The sequence below is a fragment of the Pseudomonas sp. BMS12 genome (genome assembly GCF_001592875.1).
Lineage (GTDB): Bacteria > Pseudomonadota > Gammaproteobacteria > Pseudomonadales > Pseudomonadaceae > Aquipseudomonas.
The window spans coordinates 41,146-57,734 of the sequence record NZ_LSOF01000018.1; the positions used below are offsets into that span (position 1 = coordinate 41,146).

14 protein-coding genes are annotated in these 16,589 nt (G+C 65.3%); 6 read left to right on the plus strand and 8 right to left on the minus strand.

Annotated elements, in window-relative coordinates; genetic code table 11:
* Positions 1-19 precede the first annotated feature (19 nt).
* The gene (locus AYB31_RS16850) at positions 20-805 is read left to right on the plus strand and encodes a substrate-binding periplasmic protein (protein WP_068829870.1); all 786 of its coding nucleotides are present in this window, start codon (positions 20-22) and stop codon (positions 803-805) included.
* Between the two features lie 50 nt (positions 806-855).
* Here the strand turns inward: AYB31_RS16850 and AYB31_RS16855 are convergent, their stop codons facing one another.
* Both AYB31_RS16855 and AYB31_RS16860 read right to left on the minus strand, forming a co-directional pair.
* Positions 856-1,638 carry a type IV pili methyl-accepting chemotaxis transducer N-terminal domain-containing protein gene (locus tag AYB31_RS16855; RefSeq protein ID WP_068829871.1) on the minus strand — a complete coding sequence of 261 codons (783 nt, stop codon included), beginning with the start codon at positions 1,636-1,638 and terminating at the stop codon, positions 856-858.
* A gap of 104 nt (positions 1,639-1,742) precedes the next feature.
* Positions 1,743-2,996, minus strand: coding sequence for an alginate export family protein (locus AYB31_RS16860; RefSeq protein ID WP_082805336.1), 1,254 nt, complete (start codon positions 2,994-2,996; stop codon positions 1,743-1,745).
* Between the two features lie 340 nt (positions 2,997-3,336).
* On the opposite strand from AYB31_RS16860, the gene AYB31_RS16865 reads away from it, so the two are divergent.
* The gene (locus AYB31_RS16865; protein WP_068829872.1) at positions 3,337-4,116 is read left to right on the plus strand and encodes a PhzF family phenazine biosynthesis protein; all 780 of its coding nucleotides are present in this window, start codon (positions 3,337-3,339) and stop codon (positions 4,114-4,116) included.
* Between the two features lie 83 nt (positions 4,117-4,199).
* Here AYB31_RS16865 and AYB31_RS16870 read toward each other — a convergent pair whose 3' ends face one another.
* Positions 4,200-5,303, minus strand: a complete 1,104-nt coding sequence (locus tag AYB31_RS16870; protein WP_068829873.1) for an ABC transporter ATP-binding protein — start codon at positions 5,301-5,303, stop codon at positions 4,200-4,202.
* Positions 5,300-6,217 carry an ornithine carbamoyltransferase gene (gene argF / locus AYB31_RS16875; RefSeq protein WP_068829874.1) on the minus strand — a complete coding sequence of 306 codons (918 nt, stop codon included), beginning with the start codon at positions 6,215-6,217 and terminating at the stop codon, positions 5,300-5,302. Before argF ends, AYB31_RS16870 begins: the two co-directional genes overlap by 4 nt.
* A 325-nt stretch (positions 6,218-6,542) precedes the next feature.
* On the opposite strand from argF, the gene AYB31_RS16880 reads away from it, so the two are divergent.
* Together AYB31_RS16880 and AYB31_RS16885 are read left to right on the plus strand one after the other, a co-directional pair.
* The gene (locus AYB31_RS16880; protein WP_068829875.1) at positions 6,543-6,974 is read left to right on the plus strand and encodes a hypothetical protein; all 432 of its coding nucleotides are present in this window, start codon (positions 6,543-6,545) and stop codon (positions 6,972-6,974) included.
* Positions 6,975-7,157: 183 nt separating this feature from the next.
* Positions 7,158-9,266, plus strand: coding sequence for a molybdopterin oxidoreductase family protein (locus AYB31_RS16885; RefSeq protein WP_068829876.1), 2,109 nt, complete (start codon positions 7,158-7,160; stop codon positions 9,264-9,266).
* On the opposite strand, the gene AYB31_RS16890 is transcribed toward AYB31_RS16885, so the two are convergent.
* The 4 genes from AYB31_RS16890 to AYB31_RS16905 form a co-directional block, all read right to left on the minus strand.
* The gene (locus AYB31_RS16890; RefSeq protein ID WP_161489388.1) at positions 9,263-9,997 is read right to left on the minus strand and encodes a substrate-binding periplasmic protein; all 735 of its coding nucleotides are present in this window, start codon (positions 9,995-9,997) and stop codon (positions 9,263-9,265) included. The two genes, AYB31_RS16885 and AYB31_RS16890, sit on opposite strands and share 4 nt — an antisense overlap.
* 197 nt (positions 9,998-10,194) lie before the next feature.
* Positions 10,195-11,097 (minus strand): DMT family transporter, encoded by a 903-nt coding sequence (locus AYB31_RS16895; protein ID WP_068829878.1) that lies wholly within the window; start codon positions 11,095-11,097, stop codon positions 10,195-10,197.
* Between the two features lie 101 nt (positions 11,098-11,198).
* Positions 11,199-11,945: a TorF family putative porin gene (locus AYB31_RS16900; protein WP_068829879.1), complete on the minus strand. Its 747-nt coding sequence runs from the start codon at positions 11,943-11,945 to the stop codon at positions 11,199-11,201.
* A 102-nt stretch (positions 11,946-12,047) separates the two neighbouring features.
* Complete coding sequence (locus tag AYB31_RS16905; RefSeq protein WP_068829880.1) at positions 12,048-13,805, minus strand: amidohydrolase; 1,758 nt, start codon at positions 13,803-13,805, stop codon at positions 12,048-12,050.
* Between the two features lie 104 nt (positions 13,806-13,909).
* Here AYB31_RS16905 and AYB31_RS16910 point away from each other — a divergent pair, with 104 nt between their 5' ends.
* Both AYB31_RS16910 and AYB31_RS16915 read left to right on the plus strand, forming a co-directional pair.
* Entirely contained in the window at positions 13,910-14,827 is a 918-nt protein-coding gene (locus tag AYB31_RS16910) for a LysR family transcriptional regulator (protein ID WP_068829881.1), read from the plus strand.
* 119 nt (positions 14,828-14,946) lie between these two features.
* The gene (locus AYB31_RS16915) at positions 14,947-16,587 is read left to right on the plus strand and encodes an AMP-binding protein (protein WP_068829882.1); all 1,641 of its coding nucleotides are present in this window, start codon (positions 14,947-14,949) and stop codon (positions 16,585-16,587) included.
* The last annotated feature ends 2 nt before the right edge of the window (positions 16,588-16,589 follow it).

The following is a 16,589-nucleotide window of genomic DNA, read 5'->3' on the forward strand; positions in this document are numbered from 1 at the left end:
CCCCATCTGAGGTCGCCGCATGCAGTTGCGCCGTTGCCTGCCGCTCCCCGCTCGAATCCTGTCGTTGCTCGCCTGTCTGGCCCTGAGCGGCCTGGCGCGTGGCGAGACGCTGGTGATCGCGGCCGATATCTGGTGCCCGATCAACTGCGAGCCGGGTTCGGCACGCCCCGGCATCTTCGTCGAACTGGCGCGCGAGATCTTCGCCGAGGCCGGCATCGAGGTGCGCTATGAAGCCCGCAACTGGGCGCGCGTGCTGCAGGAGGTGCGTCGCGGCGAGGTCAACGCGGCGGTGGGGGCCGGTGTCGAGGATGCTCCCGATTTCATCTTCACGCCGACGCCGGTGGCGCTGTCGCGCAACTGCTTCTACACCCGTCAGGATTCCACCTGGCATTTCACCGGCATCGAGGCCCTGGCGGATGTGCGCCTGGGGGTGATCAACGACTACAGCTATGGCGAGGCGCTCAATGCCTACGTGGCCGAGCAGCGCGGTCATGTCGACCGGGTGCAGGTGGCGTCTGGCGACAAGGCGCTCGATCTCAACCTGAGCAAGCTGGCGCATCGGCGCCTGGACGCGCTGATCGAGAACAGCTGGGTGGTGCAGTCGCGGCTGGCGGCGTTGGGGCGCAGTGGCGAACTGCGCGAGGCCGGTTGCCGCGAGCCGGACGTGCCGATCTACCTGGCCTTCTCTCCGGCCCTGAAAGACAGCCCCCGCTATGCCGAACTGTTCGAGCAGGGCCTGCGCCGCTACCGTGCCGATGGTCGCCTGCAGACGCTGTTGCAGGCCTACGGCGTGGAGAAGCACTGAGTCGTCCGGGTGAAGGCTGTCTCCAGCCTATCCCCAGGGCAAACAGATCTTCAGGTTTTCTGCCGCATTACCTGCTCATAGGCGCTGGTCAGCTCGTTCATCTGCTTGAGCAGGGTCTCGGTGGTGGTGGCGATCACCGTGGGCACATAGTGGGCGTCGGCGGACAGGTTGAAGCCGGCGCGGGCGAAGCGCCATTGGGCGTCGACCTTCTTCAGGGCCGCGGCGATCTGCGGAGTGTTCTGTTCGGCGGCCAGCAGTTCCTGCTGAGCCGTCTCGAACTCCTCGGTGGCCTGTTGCAGCTGCTGCTCCAGGCCGTCGACGGGCAACCCCCAGCTCAGCGCCAGATACAGCTTGGCGATGCGCTGGCTGAGCATGCGCTGGCGCCCGCTGCGGTTGACCAGGCGCGCGTCGGCGCTGCCGGTATGGGTTTCGATCAGGCGCACCACGGCTTCGCTCTGCGCCAGGAGCTGGTCGCTGAGTTGCAGTAGGCGTGCGGCCTGCTCCCGTTCGGGGCGGGACAGGGCCAGTTCGCGGTAGGCCTGCCAGGTCTGCTCGACCTGGCCGAGGGCGGCGCTGATTTCACCGGCAGGGGCGTATTCGCTCAGCGCCAGGAAGTTGCTCTCGAAGCGTGCCACGCTCTGATCCAGCTGTTCGATGGCCTGTTCGCTGCGCACCTGCGCTCCGATCATCAGGTAGCTCTTGGCGATACGCTGGCTGAGCATCCGTTGCATGCCGGACAGGTTCATCGCCTCGGCATCGCCAATGGCCGCCGTGGCGGGTGGGCAGAGCAGGGAGAGGGTGAAGCCCAGGAGAAAAATCATACGACTCAACATGGGAGCTCCAGGGGCGCGCGAACTTGCCGCGCGCCGGTAAAAGGGAGGACTGCGGGCGGCGGATAGCGCGGCCCGAGGCCGCGCTACCGTCAGGCCTGCTCGGTTCAGTAGCTGTACTGCAGCTGCAGCCAGAACTTGTCGGTATCGGCGGTGCGGGCCTCGTCTTCCGAGTTGTAGCTGGCGTACTTGACCAGGCCGACCAGGCCCTTCACCCCGGGAATCGGGTGGGCATAGGACAGGTCGATCTCGCTGCCGTAGTCGTCGCTGCCCTGCTCGGTGGCGAAGTCGTGGTAGACCGCCTGCAGGGTGCCGCCCAGCAGTGGGGCGGTGGCGCCGAAATAGAGGTCTTCGATGCCGTCGGCCGGGGTGGTGAGGAACACGTCGGCCCAGCCCTGGAAGGCGTGCTTGGTCGCCAGCGGGGTCTGGAAGGCACGGTTGCCCGGGCCGTTGTCGCCGCCCAGTACTTCATAGCCGGCCTTCAGCTGCACGCCCTTGAGGATGTAACCCAGCTCCGCCAGGTAGTACTCGCTGTCCAGTTCCTGCGGGTTGTCGTCGTAGTCGCTCTGGCGAGCGTATTCCAGGGCGTAGCTGAACCCGGAGATCACCCCGTTCAGGCGCAGGCCGCTGGTCTGGCTGGACAGCGTGCCTTCGGCGGCGGCCGCGCTGATGGCCAGATTGTCCAGGTCAAGCAGGTAGCTGTAGGCAGTGGCGGTCAGCTGCGGTGCGAACACGTATTGGGCGTTGATCAGGTGGCTGTGGCCGTCGATGTTGGCTGGGTTGCTGCGGTTGTCGTAGCGGCCGTTTTCCGGGCCGAAGATGGTGTTGACCTGGTCGATGTAGGCATAGCTCAGGGTCAGGCCTTCGATGGGCTTGAGCTGGGCCAGGGCGCCGTCGTAGGTCTGCTCGTTCTGCCGCCAGGCCACGCCGCCGACGAAGCGCTGGTTGTCCAGGTTGATGCGCTGGCGGCCGAGCACGGCGCTGCCGTACTGGTGGTCGTAGCGCAGCAGGGCCTGGTTGATCTCGCTGCCGTCCGGGTCGGCGACCACGGCGTAGTTGCCCTGGCCATTGCGCGTGCTGTTGTAGGCGGCATCGCCAATGCGGCTGACGTTGTCTGCCTCGATCAGGGACGAGAGGCCGTACCACTTGCCGCTCTGCAGGCCGATGCGGGTACGCAGGGTCTGGGCGTGGGCGTCGCGCAGGGCGTTTTCCTGGTCGACGTTCTCGAAGCGGTAGCGGGCGTCGAGGCTGGCCTTGCCCTGGGTGAACAGGTTGCTGAAATCCTCGGTTGCGTTGGCGGCGTGGCTGAAGGTGGCGCAGGCCACGGCGAACGACAGCAGGGACAGTTTGGTCATGTGCATGGTGGTCTCCAAAAAACGCAAAAAAAAACGCCACGATGCCGGGCTCTTCTGAAAGAGAGCGGAGGCTTTCGTGACGTCGTTGTCGGTTGAGTGGCAGACACGCCGTTGTGCTGACCGGAGCCTGCCATAGCAGGCGGCGTGCCAGGATTTCCAAGTGACTGATTTGTTAAGAATTAGTGAAGGTTTAAGAACCTTTCGCGATTTGGCTTTGCACCGAGCTAGCTCGTTACGCCTTGATACAGTGCAGCTGTAGCGTTGCCTTGGCGCAAGACTGTACTGGGCATGCGGGCAGGGTTGCGGGCATGCTGGGCGCCTGATCCCCGCCAGGCAGGAGCCATTCATGCAACTCGATTTTCATCAGGTGGACGCCTTCAGTGACCGTCCGTTCGCCGGCAATCCGGCCATGATCTACCGCCTCGACAGCTGGCTCGACGACGCCCTGATGCAGCGCATCGCCGCCGAACACAACCTGGCCGAAACCGCCTTTGTGGTGCGCGAGGGCGCGAGCTGGCGCATCCGCTGGTTCACCCCGGCCTGCGAGGTGCCGCTGTGCGGCCACGCCACCCTGGCCAGCGCCCACGTGCTGTTCGAGGTGTATGACGAGCCCGGCGAGCGCCTGGATCTGCTGTGCAAATCCGGGGCGCTGGCGGTGAGCCGTGAAGGCGAACGGCTGGTGCTGGATTTTCCCGCGCAGTACCTGGAGTCCGTCGATCTGGCGGGCGAGGTCGAGCCTATTGTCGGGCAGCGCGTGATGAATCTGCAGGGTGGCAAGGAGCTGCTGGTTGAACTGGAGTCCGAGCAGGCGGTGCGCGCCTGTGCACCGGATCTGAAGGCGCTGGCGGGTTTGCCTGGACTGGGCGTGATCGTCACGGCGCGAGGCGAGCGGCACGACTTCGTTTCGCGTTACTTCGCCCCGGGTATCGGCATCGACGAAGACCCGGTGACCGGCTCTGCCCATTGCATCCTCACGCCTTACTGGGCCGAGCGCCTGGGCAAGACCGAGTTGAGTGCCTTCCAGTGTTCGGCGCGTGGTGGCGAACTGCACTGCCGACTGGAAGGCGAGCGGGTGAAGATTGCCGGCCAGGCGGTGTTGGTGGCCAGCGGCAAGCTGTTTATCTGAGTGGGCGATTTTCCCTCTGCCGGCGGGAGAGGGGCACGATCGGTGCTGCTGAGGTTCTCTGTGGGGGAGGCAGCGGCGCGCTCTCAGTTGCTGCTGTAGCGACGCACGCCCGAGTCGCCCAGGTTGACCTGGGCGGCCACGCTGCCTGGGGCGGGGAAGACCACCAGGTGGTCGGCGGCGACGCGGATGCCAACCTGTTGGCCGGGCAGATGGTCGGCGTGGCTGGGGAACAGCGCTTCCAGCTGGCTGCCGGTGGGCAGTTGCAGGCGGTACAGGGTGGCGGCGCCGAGGAAGGTCTTGCCGACGATCTGCGCCCGTAGCTCGCTGTCCGGCGCCGGCACTATGTCGTCCGGGCGCAGCAGCACGTCCACCGAGCTTCCTGCTGCCCAGGTGTAGGCGCGGTTGCCGCGGATCACGCCCAGCTCGGTCTGCACCGTGTCCGGGCTGAGCAGCTGGCCGCGAATGAAATAGCCCTGGCCGACGAAGCTGGCGACGAAGGGCGTCAGTGGCTCGTGGTACAGGTTGAAGGGCGTGTCCCACTGCTGCAGGCGGCCCTCGTGGAATACGCCGACATGGTCACTGACGGCGAAGGCTTCTTCCTGGTCGTGGGTGACCAGGATGGCGCTGGTGCCACGGGCCTTGAGGATGTCGCGTACCTCATGGCTGAGCCTACGGCGCAGTTCGCCATCGAGGTTGGAGAAGGGCTCGTCGAGCAGCAGCAGCTGCGGCTGTGGCGCCAGGGCGCGGGCCAGGGCCACGCGTTGCTGTTGGCCGCCGGACAGCTCGTGGGGGAAGCGCTGGCCCAGGTGGTTCAGCTTGACCAGTTCCAGCAGCTCGGCAGTGATGTGCTCGCGTTGGGGATGCTTGCGAATGCCGAAGGCGACGTTGTCGGCCACATTGAGGTGGGGGAACAGGGCGTAGTCCTGGAACACCATGCCGATGCGGCGCTTCTCCGGGGCCAGGGTGAAGCCGGCGCGGGAGATGACTTCGCCGCCCAGTTCGATCTCGCCTTCCTGCACCGGCTCGAAACCGGCGATGGCACGCAGGGTGGTGGTCTTGCCGCAGCCGGAAGGGCCGAGCAGGCAGCCGATGTCACCGGCGTTGAGGTGCAGGTTGAGCGTCTGCACCACACGGTGCTGCTGGTAGCCGCACGCCAGCTCACGCAGCGACAGCAGCACCTGACTCATGCGTGATAGGCCGGCTCGACCAGCATCTCCAGCAGGGCCTTCTGTGCATGCAGGCGGTTTTCGGCCTGCTGCCAGGCCAGCGAACGCGGATCGTCCAGCAGATCCTGGCTGATTTCCTCGCCGCGGTGGGCGGGCAGGCAATGCAGGAAGATCACCTCGGGATCGGCGGCATCGAGCAGGGCGCGGTTGACCTGGTAAGGGGCGAACACGGCCAGGCGCTTGGCGTTCTCTTCTTCCTGGCCCATGGAGGTCCACACGTCGGTGCTGACCAGGTGGGCGCCGGCAACGGCTTCCTTCGGGTCGCGCACGATCTTCGCGCGATCACCGGCGGCGGCGAGGAACTCGGCCTTGGGCTCGTAACCCTCGGGGCAGGCGATGCGCAGCTGGAAGTCGAACTGCACGGCGGCTTCCAGATAGGAGTTGCACATGTTGTTGCCGTCGCCGATCCAGGCCACGGTCTTGCCGGCAATGCTGCCGCGCGCTTCCTGATAGGTCTGCATGTCGGCCAGCAGCTGGCACGGGTGCAGATCGTCGGACAGGCCGTTGATCACCGGCACGCTGGAGTTGGCGGCAAAGTCGGTGAGGGTGCTGTGGGCGAAGGTACGGATCATCACCGCGTCGAGCATGCTGGACATGACGATGGCGGTGTCGCCGATCGGCTCGCCACGGCCCAGCTGGGTGTCGCGCGGCGAGAGGAAGATGGCCTGGCCGCCGAGCTGGATCATGCCGGCCTCGAAGGACAGGCGGGTACGGGTCGAGGCTTTCTCGAAGATCATGCCCAGAACGCGGTTCTTCAGCGGCTCGAACAGCACGCCACGGCGGCGCAGGTCTTTCAGCTCGATGGCTCGACGGATCAGCCCGCCCAGTTCCTGGGGGCTGCAGTCCATCAACGAGAGAAAGTGTCTGGCGCTCATCATTCACTACCTTTAATTCAACAGCTGTCGCGGTCCGGTTTTTCCGGGGAAAAGCAGCCCACACAACGGCTGGGGCCGCGCGGGTGCGACAAAGGGGAAGGGCGCGATCTTATAAGGAAACGACGCGCCGGAGCAAATTGCCCCGGATCTGGGCTGCGACGAAAAGTTTCAGGAGAAATTTCTCCAGCTGTGGCGGATGTCACAAAAGTGAAACGCTGGCTTGCCCGTCCCAGAGCGGCGCTCCTACCATGCGCCCCGCCTTGAAAGGCACCCCTCGATGTCCCGCAACGGGGCGTTATGGATCTTCTATGCAAAGGAGTCTTGCATGAAACACGTAGCCTATGCCGCCGCTTTTTCCGCTCTGGCCCTGCTGACTGGCTGTGCCAGCCAGAACTACAGCCAGCCGAGCGCCCCGCTGAACGGTGAAGTTCAAACCAACCTGAAAGCAGACGTAAAAGTGGGCGAGTCCATCAGCGGCGAGTCTTCGGTGAACATCCTGTTCGGTATGTTCAAACTGGGTGGTGATACCCAGTACGCCGACGGCGTGACCTATGGTGGTGGCGAAGGTGGTTTCGCTCTGGGCCTGGACCCGGTAGCAGCCGCCAAATCCGCAGCAGCCTTCAAAGCGGTGAAAACCTCCGGTGCCGACCTGATCGTCGCGCCGCGCTATGAAGTCAGCGTGCAGGATTACATGGTGTACAAAGCCGTCACTGTCAAAGTGACCGGCAACAAAGGCACCGTTACCGCAATCCGCTAAGCCTCACTGGGCCGTGCCTTCGGGTTCGGTTCGTTGTGTTGCTTTTGGTTGTGTCTGAATCGGCGGGCATGATGCCCGCCGATTCATGAAATGAAGGCCCCTGGCCAACCCTCCCTCCAGCCTCCATAGTCTTGCCATCGCGACCTGACCGGTCGTCTCGGACGAGAACAAAGAGGCTAGGCCATGACCAAGACCCTCCACCACCGTGCCTGTCACCTGTGTGAGGCCATTTGCGGCCTGACCATCGAAACCCAGGACCATGAGGACGGCAGCCGCCAGATCCTGTCGATCAAGGGCGATGCCCAGGACAGTTTCAGCCGTGGCCATATCTGCCCCAAGGCCGTGGCCCTGCAAGATATCCAGAACGACCCGGACCGCCTGCGCCAGCCCGTGCGCAAGGTCGATGGCCAGTGGCAGCCGATCGGCTGGGACGAGGCTTTCGAGCTGGTTGCCGAGCGCCTGAGTGCGATCCAGGCCGAGCATGGCAAGAATGCCGTGGCCGTGTACCAGGGCAACCCCAGCGTGCACAACTACGGGCTGATGACCCACAGCAACTACTTTCTTGGCCAGCTGAAGACGCGTAACCGTTTCTCCGCCACCTCGGTGGACCAGCTGCCGCATCACCTGACCAGCTACCTGATGTACGGCCACGGCCTGCTGTTGCCGATTCCGGACATCGATCACACCCAGTTCATGCTGATTCTCGGCGGCAACCCGCTGGCCTCCAACGGCAGCATCATGACCGTGCCGGACGTGGAAAAGCGCCTCAAGGCGCTCAAGGCGCGCGGTGGCAAGCTGGTGGTGGTCGACCCACGGCGCAGCGAAACCGCGGCAATGGCGGATCAGCACCTGTTCGTGCGCCCGGGCAACGACGCGGCGCTGCTGCTGGGGCTGCTCAACACCCTGTTCGACGAGGGGCTGACCCGCGAGAGTCCGCTGCCGGTCAATGGCATGGAGCAGGTCAAGCAGGCCATCGCGTCATTTACCGCCGAAAGCATGGCTGCGCGTTGCGGCGTTGCGGCGGCCGAGATCCGTCAGCTGGCCCGAGACTTCGCCGCGGCCGAGTCGGCGGTCTGTTACGGGCGCATGGGCGTGTCCACCCAGGCCTACGGCAGCCTGTGCCACTGGCTGATCCAGCTGATCAACCTGGTGACCGGCAACCTCGACCGGGTCGGCGGCACGCTGTGCACCAGCCCGGCCGTGGACCTGGTGGCGAACACCTCCGGCGGTCACTTCAACGTCTGGCAGAGCCGCGTGTCCGGCCTACCGGAGTACGGCGGCGAGCTACCGGTGGCGGCCCTGGCCGAGGAAATGCTCACGCCCGGCGAAGGCCAGATCAAGGCGCTGATCAGCGTGGCCGGTAACCCGGTGCTGTCCACGCCCAACGGCGGACAGCTGGAGCGTGCCCTGGACGGTCTGGAGTTCATGGTGTCGGTCGATCTGTACATCAACGAGACCACCCGCCACGCCGACCTGATCCTGCCGCCGACCGCGCCGCTGGAGCATGATCACTACGACACCACCTTCAACGTGTTCGCCGTGCGCAACGTCACCCGCTTCAACCAGCCGGTACTGGCCAAGCCCGAGGGTGCGCTGGACGACTGGGAAATCTTCGTCGGCCTGGCCAGGGCCTTTGCCGCGAAGAACGGCACCGAGCTTAAGCCGACCATGGCACCGCAGCAGATGATCGACATGGGCCTGCGCGCCGGCCCCTACGGCGACCGGTCGGAGCACAAACTCAGCCTGGCAGCGCTGCACGAGGCGCCGCATGGTATCGACCTGGGGCCGCTGCGGCCGAACCTGGCGGCGCGCCTGAAGACCGACTCGAAGGCCATCGAGGCCGCGCCACAGCTGCTGGTCGCCGACCTGGCCCGCTTCGCCGCCGAGCCGCAGCCGAGCGCTGGCGAGCTGGTGCTGATCGGCCGGCGCCATGTGCGAAGCAACAACTCCTGGATGCACAACTACCAGCGCCTGGTGAAGGGCAAGCCGCGTCATCAGCTGCTGATGCACCCGGACGACATGGCCGGGCGCGGCTTGGCCGATGGTCAGCGGGTGCGGGTGCAGTCGCGAGTCGGCATGATCGAGGTCGAGGCGGTGGCCAGCGACGAGATGATGCCCAGTGTGGTCAGCTTGCCGCATGGCTGGGGCCACGCCCGCCCCGGCGTGCAGATGGGCATCGCCAGCGCCCAGCCCGGCGCCAGCGCCAATGACCTGACCGACGAGCGTCAGCTCGACGCGGTGTCCGGCAATGCGGCGCTCAATGGCGTGCCGGTGCGCGTCGAGGCGGCCTAGAGGTATACGCCATAGCTGGCGTAGATCTTGTCGATGGTGCCTTGCTGCTTGAGCTGGATGATCGCCGCGTCCAACCTGTCCAGCCAGGCCTTGTGCCTCGGCTGGAGGCGCATGCTCACGTCGTATGAGCTGATCACGTCGCCGATTTCGAGTTGGCCGTATTCCTGTGAGTCGCGCAGGTGGTACTGGGCGATGGCCTTGTTGACGATGATCTGGTCGAAGCGCGACCTGGCCAGCATGCCCAGCAGTTGCTGCTCGTTCAGTGCATTGCGACGGTCGAGCTGGCCGGAGGCAATCAGCGGCGCCAGCTCGGGGTAGGCGTAGCCACGCACCATGCCGACCGACTTGCCGCGCAGGTCCTCGGGGCGTTTCACCGGGAAGCGCCGGTTGGGCGTGAAGACCAGCACATCGACCACCTTGCCGAACGGCACTGAGAAAATGCCCGGCCTCGGCTGGTTCTGCACCCAACCCGGATAGACCCCGGGCTCAATATCCAGCTGCCCCTCGTTGAACAGCAGACCGATGCGGGGGTAGGGGTAGTACTGCACGTTGAAGGTGTCGCCGGTGAGCCGGCTCACCTCATCGAAGATGTCCTGGTAGATGCCGCTTCTACCGTCCTCGATCATCATTGGCGGGTAGTCATAGAAGCCCACCTCGAAGGTATCGGCGCAAGCGCTCTGCATCAGCCAGGAGAGACACAGCGCACCTGTCGCTTCGATCAACCGTTTCACTGCACTGCCTCTCGCCTCGACCATGGTGCAACCAGCTTAGCTGTTCGGTCGCCTCGATGGATTCTTACGCATCGAGTATGTCGATATCGTCGGGTTCAGTGCAGCCGGGCTCTGTCTGAGAGCATACCGGTTAGCGACTGACTGGCAGTTTGATGACTCGGGTGGCTCTGTTGGGGGTATTCGTTGCGCAATTGACCCTAGGCTTTGACTGGTTCTGCACGCGGTGCGCTCGGTCGCACCACCAGCCACAGGGCCACGCCGATCAGCAGGCAGCCCGGCAGGTAGGCCCAGCTCAGCGGCTCGTCCAGCAGCAGGGCACCCCACAGCACACCAAATGGCGGGATCAGGAAGGTGGTGGTGGAGGCCTTGATCGGGCCGATGTCGGCCAGCAGGCGGAAGTACAGGACGTAGGCGAAGGCGGTGCAGACCAGGCCGAGGCCTGCCAGCGACAGCCAGACTTCGGGGCCGCCCCAACTGGCCGGCATCTGCCAGGCCAGGCTGCCGGCCAGCAGCGGCAGCTGGAACAAACTGGCGCCGACCAGGCTGGCGAAGGCGATCAGGCGGTTGTCCAGGCCCAGATGGCCGATCCAGCTGCGGGTGAGGAAGCCGGCGAAGCCGTAGCAGATGGTCGCTACCAGGCAGGCAGCGGCGCCGAGCAGCAGCGGCAGGTCGAAAGCCACCGGGCCGGTGCGGGTCAGCACTGCCACGCCGAACAGGCCGAGGGCCACGCCGGCGGCCTTGCTTGGCGTCATCGCCTCGCTGAAGAACAGTGCGCCGATCAGCACCCCCATCAGCGGTGTGGTGGCGTTGAAGATTGACGAGTAGCCGGCCGGCAGCACCAGGGCGGCCAGGCAGTACATCACCGAAGGCAGGCCGGCATTGATCGCGCCCAGCGCCAGGCAGGCCTTGAACTTGCCGCGAAACTCCCAGGCCGGGCGCAGCATTAGCAGAAGGGCCACTAGGCCGAGGGCGCCGAGGCTGGCGCGGAAGAATGCGGTGGGCAGGCTGCCCAGCACCGGCACGGCGATGCGCATGAACAGGAAGCTGGCGCCCCAGATGGCAGCGAGCAGCAACAGGCGGAACAGGTCGGCGGGTTTCATGGAGGCTCCACGGCAGGAGCGCCAAGCTTACGCCGCCGCCCGGGCGGCGCAATCCGCAGATGACTTTCAAATCGGCCATACAGTTGGCCGAGTCGGGACAGTCAGAAAGTCTTGCTGGCGCTGAACACCAGGTCGGCGCCGCACAGGTCTTCATAACCGCTGAAGCTCAGGCACTCGGCGTCCGAGAGGTCGGTGTCGACGTAGCTCACGCCCCAGGTCACTCCTGCCAGGTCGCGGCTGAGTGAAACCTGCCAGTTGTCGTAGTCCTCGCGCGAGTCACTGAAGTCGGCGTTGAAGAACACCCCGTCCTTGTAGTCGACGTTCTCCCAGCGCAGCTCCAGGTTAATTTCCAGCGGCAGTTGGGTGCGGTAGCCGGCGTATTTGCTGAAGGCCGTTTCGTCGGTGTCGTGGGAGTGCTTGCCGCCGATGAAGAAGCCGTAGGCATCCAGGGTCAGGTAGATGTCGCTGCCATTGAACTGGCTTTCTCCGGGGAAGGTGTAGCGGTTGTAGTAACCGTCCAGGCTGATGGCGTCGGTGATCTGCCAGTAGTAGCCGAGGTAGTAGTCGATCTCCTGGCGGGTGCCGAAGTCATCGTCGTTTTCCCAGTCGTAGCCGAACTCGACGTTGCTGGTCCACAAACCTGCGTACAGGCCGCTGGCATGGCTCAGCATCAGGTCGAACTGGGCGGCGGGGTCGCCAAGGGTCTGCGAGATGCCACTGTTGCGGTAGTCGCTGTAAATGGCGGGGGTGATGCTCAGGGCGAGCTGCTCGTTCAGTTCGATGGCACTGGCCTGCAGGCTGCAGGTGGCGGCTGCGATGGCCAGGGTGAGGTGTCGATGGATGCGCATGGATGAGCCTTATCGTTGTGGTTATTGGTCGGCAGCGGATTCAGGGCCGAGCCGCTCCGGCCATGCCGCGCGGGCGGATGGCGGGAGCGGTGGCGGAGGGGGTTACTCGGTTTGAGCGATGGCGGGCGCGTCGGCGGCCTGGTACACCGGTTTGCCGGCGAACCAGGTTTGCAGCACGCGGGTCTCGAACAGCTCGTCGTCACTGACCTTGAACACATCGCGGTCGAGCACGATCAGGTCCGCCTGCTTGCCCGGCGCCAGCGAGCCGATGCGATCCTCCAGGCGCAGGGTCTTGGCGGCGTTGATGGTGTAGGCGCGCAGCATGGTTTCGCGGTCGATGCTCTCGGCGGCGTTGAGCACACCGAGCGGGCCCTTGCGCGTGCTGGCCTGGGCGATGGCGTTCCACGGGTTGGGGCTCGATACCGGCCAGTCGCTGGCCCCGGCGATGGTGGCACCGGCCTTGTGCAGCGAGCGCGCCGGGTACTGGAAGCGGTAGGCGTAGGCGCTGACGTAGGGCTTGACCAGTTCCTCGGTGTAGCTCTCGGCGGTGGCCCACAGCAGCTGCATGGAGGCGATCACGCCGAGCTGCTTGAAGCGCGGGAACTCCTTGGGGTTGACCAGTTGCAGGTGAGTGATGCTGTGCGGCACCAGCGCCGGGCTCTGCTGGCGGGCGTACTGCACGGCGTTGAGCGATTCGCGCACGGCGCGGTCACCGACGGCGTGCATGTGCACGATCCAGCCGCGCTGTTCGGCGGCCACCACCAGCGGGCCGAAGCCCTTGGGATCGATCAGCAGCTGACCCTGCTTGTGGCTGTTGCTGTAGGGGTCGATCACTGCGGCGGTTTGGCCCGGGTATTCGAGGACGCCGTCGACAAATACCTTGATACCGGGAAAGGTCAGATTGGGCACGCCGGCGAACTGGCGCATCACATCGGCCTGCACCGCGAGGTCTTGCGGCTTGCTTTGTGGGTGGGTCAGCAGCAGGGCGGCCACATGCACGTTGAGCTCGCCGTTCTCGGCCAGTTGGCGATACAGCGGCAGTACGCCCAGGTCCTTGGTGGTCGGGCGCATCTCGAATACCGATTGCTCGCCGCCGGCATTGGACGCGGCATCCATCCAGGCGGTGACGCCGACTTCCAGGTTGATGCGCACCGCCTCGCGGGCTGCCTGCAGCATCATCGCGTCGGAAGGTTTGGGCAGTTGGCTGCGCACCCGGTCCCAGCCGTTCTCGCTGAGGTAACCGGTGGGTGTCAGGTCCTGCTCATGCTCGATGTAGCTGGCTTCCTTGGCGTCCAGGCCCTTGATCAACCCGGCGTCGATACCGACCCGTTCGAGCATGGCGCGGTTGGCCCAGCCGGTGTGCCCGTCGATGCCGCTCAACACCAGCGGTTGCTTGGCCCAACGGCCCTGGCCGAAGCGCTTGGCCAGCTCACGGCTGTCCTGCCAGTAGGCCGAACTGACGCCGTCGATGACGATGATGTCGCCCAGGCGCGCGGTGCCCGCCTCATCCTGCTCGATTATCCAGCTTTCCAGCTCGGCCAGCGGCTTGACCTCGTCGTACAGGTTGGCGCGCAGGCTGGCCAGGGCGCCCATCACCGGGTGGCTGTGGGTGTCGATCATGCCCGGCATCAGTACCTTGCCGGCCAGGTCGACGCGGCGGGTATCGGCATCGGCCAGGGCGAGGATCTGCGCGTCGCTGCCCACTTCAAGGATCTTGCCGTTCTCCACGGCTACGGCCTGAGCGTTTGGCTGGTTGGTTTCTGCGGTGAACACCTGGCCGTTGAACAGGACCAGATCTGCGGCGGCCATGGCTTCCATAGAGGAAAAAGCCAGTGCGCTCGCCAATAGTGCTCTTTTCATGATGCCCCCTTGTTTTTATTGATCTTGCGGCGAGACTAGCGAAAGCGTGGCAGCGGCAGAATGCTGCTGTCGCGCACAAGCTTTTTGCCTAAAAGGAAAAAATCATGGACAAGCTCGGTGCCCTGGCGATGTTCGTCGCTGCGGCTGAACAGGGCAGCTTTAGCCGTGCCGCCGAACTGCTGGGCAAGACGCCGTCGGCGCTGACCAAGGCAGTCGGTCACCTGGAGCGCGAGCTCGGCGCGCTGCTCTTCGAGCGCAGCACCCGGCGCATCGTGCTGACCGAAGTCGGTCGCCTGTACCTGGACACCGCGCGCCAGGTGTTGCAGCGCCTGCATGAGGCCGGTGAAGAGATCGACCAGCTGCAGCACGGCCTGCACGGCACCTTACGCCTGACCGCGCCGCTGGCCTTCGGTCGCGCCTTCCTCGACGAGGTGTGCGCCGGTTTTCTCGCCACCTACCCGCAACTGCGCCTGCGCGTGGACCTGTGCGACGACTTCGTCGACCTGGTCGAAGCCGGTTACGACCTGGCCCTGCGCGAGGGACCGAGCGACCTGCCGGGGCTGATCGCCAGGGTGGTGGGGCACAACCGCATCTTCCTCTGCGCCAGCCCCGAGTATCTGGCGCGCAACCCGCAGCCGCTGACGCCACAGAGCCTCGAAGAGCACGAGTGGCTGATGTATGCGCACCCGGCGCTGGGACGCGAGGGCTGGTGGGTGGAGCGCGACAATCTGCGCATCCGCCTGCCGCACCCGCGGCGGGTGCGCCTGGAAAGCGACAACTACGACCTGCTGCTGGCGTGCGCCGTGGCGGGTCTCGGTGTGTTGCACACGCCGCAGTGGAGCGTCGCTACGCTGCTGGAGCAGGGACGCCTGGTGCGCCTCATGGCCGACTACCGGATCGATCCGGATGCCTTCGGTGCCGACATTCTTGCGGTCTACCCCAGCCATCGTCGGGCCACCGGCAAGGTGCAGGCTTTTATCGATTTCCTTCAGCAATACCTCGGCGAGCGCGGCTTCGTCTGAGGCTGTTGCTGAGCGCTGGGGTCAATCGCGCCGAGCGCTCGGGTCATTGAGGGCTTGCCGGGTCGGGTCTACCTTGAAGCAGCCCGGCAGGGCAGATAACAACAAGAAGGGATGCCTGCATGACCGAACAGCTGCCGCTACAACGTTTCCAGCACTGGCTGGACACCTGTCCCGAGCGTGTCTGGCTGCGCCAGCCGGTAAACGGCCAATGGCACGATTTCACCTGGCGCCAGGTCGACGGCCAGGCTCGGCGCCTGGCCAGCGCGCTGCAGGCCTTGGGTTGCGCACCGGGCGAGCGCGTGGCGATTCTGGCGAAGAACTGCGCGGAATGGTTCATCAGCGACCTGGCGATCATGCTGGCCGGGCTGGTCAGCGTGCCGCTCTATCCCTTGCAGAGTGCCGAGAGCATCGCCTATGTGCTGGAGCACGCCGACTGCAAGGCGATCATCCTCGGCAAGCTGGATGAACCGCAGAAACTGGAGGCGGGCATCGGACCCCAGGTAGTGCGTATCGCCATGCCTTATCCGACCCTGCGCGCCGACCACCAGTGGCACGAGCTGCTGGCCGCGCACGAACCTCTGCCAGCGGGGCATCGGCAACAGGGCGATGAGCTATTGAGCATCCTCTATACCTCCGGCACCACTGGTCAGTCCAAGGGGGCGATGCTGTCGGCGCGGGCCATGGCCTTCGCAGCGGTCAATACCTGCGCCGAGATGAAGATCGACCAGCGGGACCAGTTTTTCTCCTACCTGCCGCTGTCGCATGCCGCCGAGCGCTTCCTGGTGCAGATGAGCAGTCTCTATGCGGGCGCGCCCGTGGCGTTCGTCGAGTCGCTGGAGACCTTCGCCAGCGACCTGCGGCACGTGCGGCCGACCATCTTCTTCTCGGTGCCACGGCTGTGGACGCGCTTCCAGCTGGGGGTGCTGGAGCGCCTGCCACAGCAGCGTCTGGACCGGCTGCTGCCGCTGCCGCTGCTCGGGCGTTTGCTGGCCCGCAAGATTCGTCGAGGCCTGGGGCTGGACCGGGCGCGCATTCTGATTTCTGGAGCCGCGGCTATTTCACCGGGGCTGCTGGAATGGTACCGGCGCATCGGCCTGACCCTCTGCGAGGGTTACGGCATGACCGAGAACTTCGCCTACGGCTGTTTCAACCGCCCTGGACAGGTGCGCTTCGGCACGGTCGGGCGGCCTATGCCTTTCAACGAGATGCGCCTGGCGGACAGCGGCGAGGTACTGTTCCGCAGCCCGACGCTGATGCAGGGCTACTACCGCGAGCCGCAACTGAGCGCCCAGGCCCTGGAGGGCGGCTGGCTGCATACCGGCGACAAGGGCGAGGTGGATGTCGACGGCTACCTGCGCATCACCGGACGGGTCAAGGACATCTTCAAGACCAGCAAGGGCAAATACGTGGCGCCGGCGCCCATCGAGGGCGAAATCGCCAAGAATACCTGGGTCGAGCAGGTTTGCCTGATGGGCAGCAACCGTGACCAGCCGTTGGCGCTGATCGAGCTGTCTCCGGCAGCCCGCAGCCAGCCACGCGAGCGGGTGGCCGCCGACCTGCGGGCGACCCTGGCGCAACTGAATGCCGAGCTGCAGCCCCACGAGCGTCTGAGCCACCTGCTGCTGGTGCAGGACAGCTGGACCGTGGACAACGGCTGCATGACACCGACCATGAAAATCCGCCGCAATGTGCTGGAGGCCCGCTATACCGAGCTGGTCGCCCGCCTGCCGGCCGAAACCTCACTGCATTGGGAAAGCTGAAT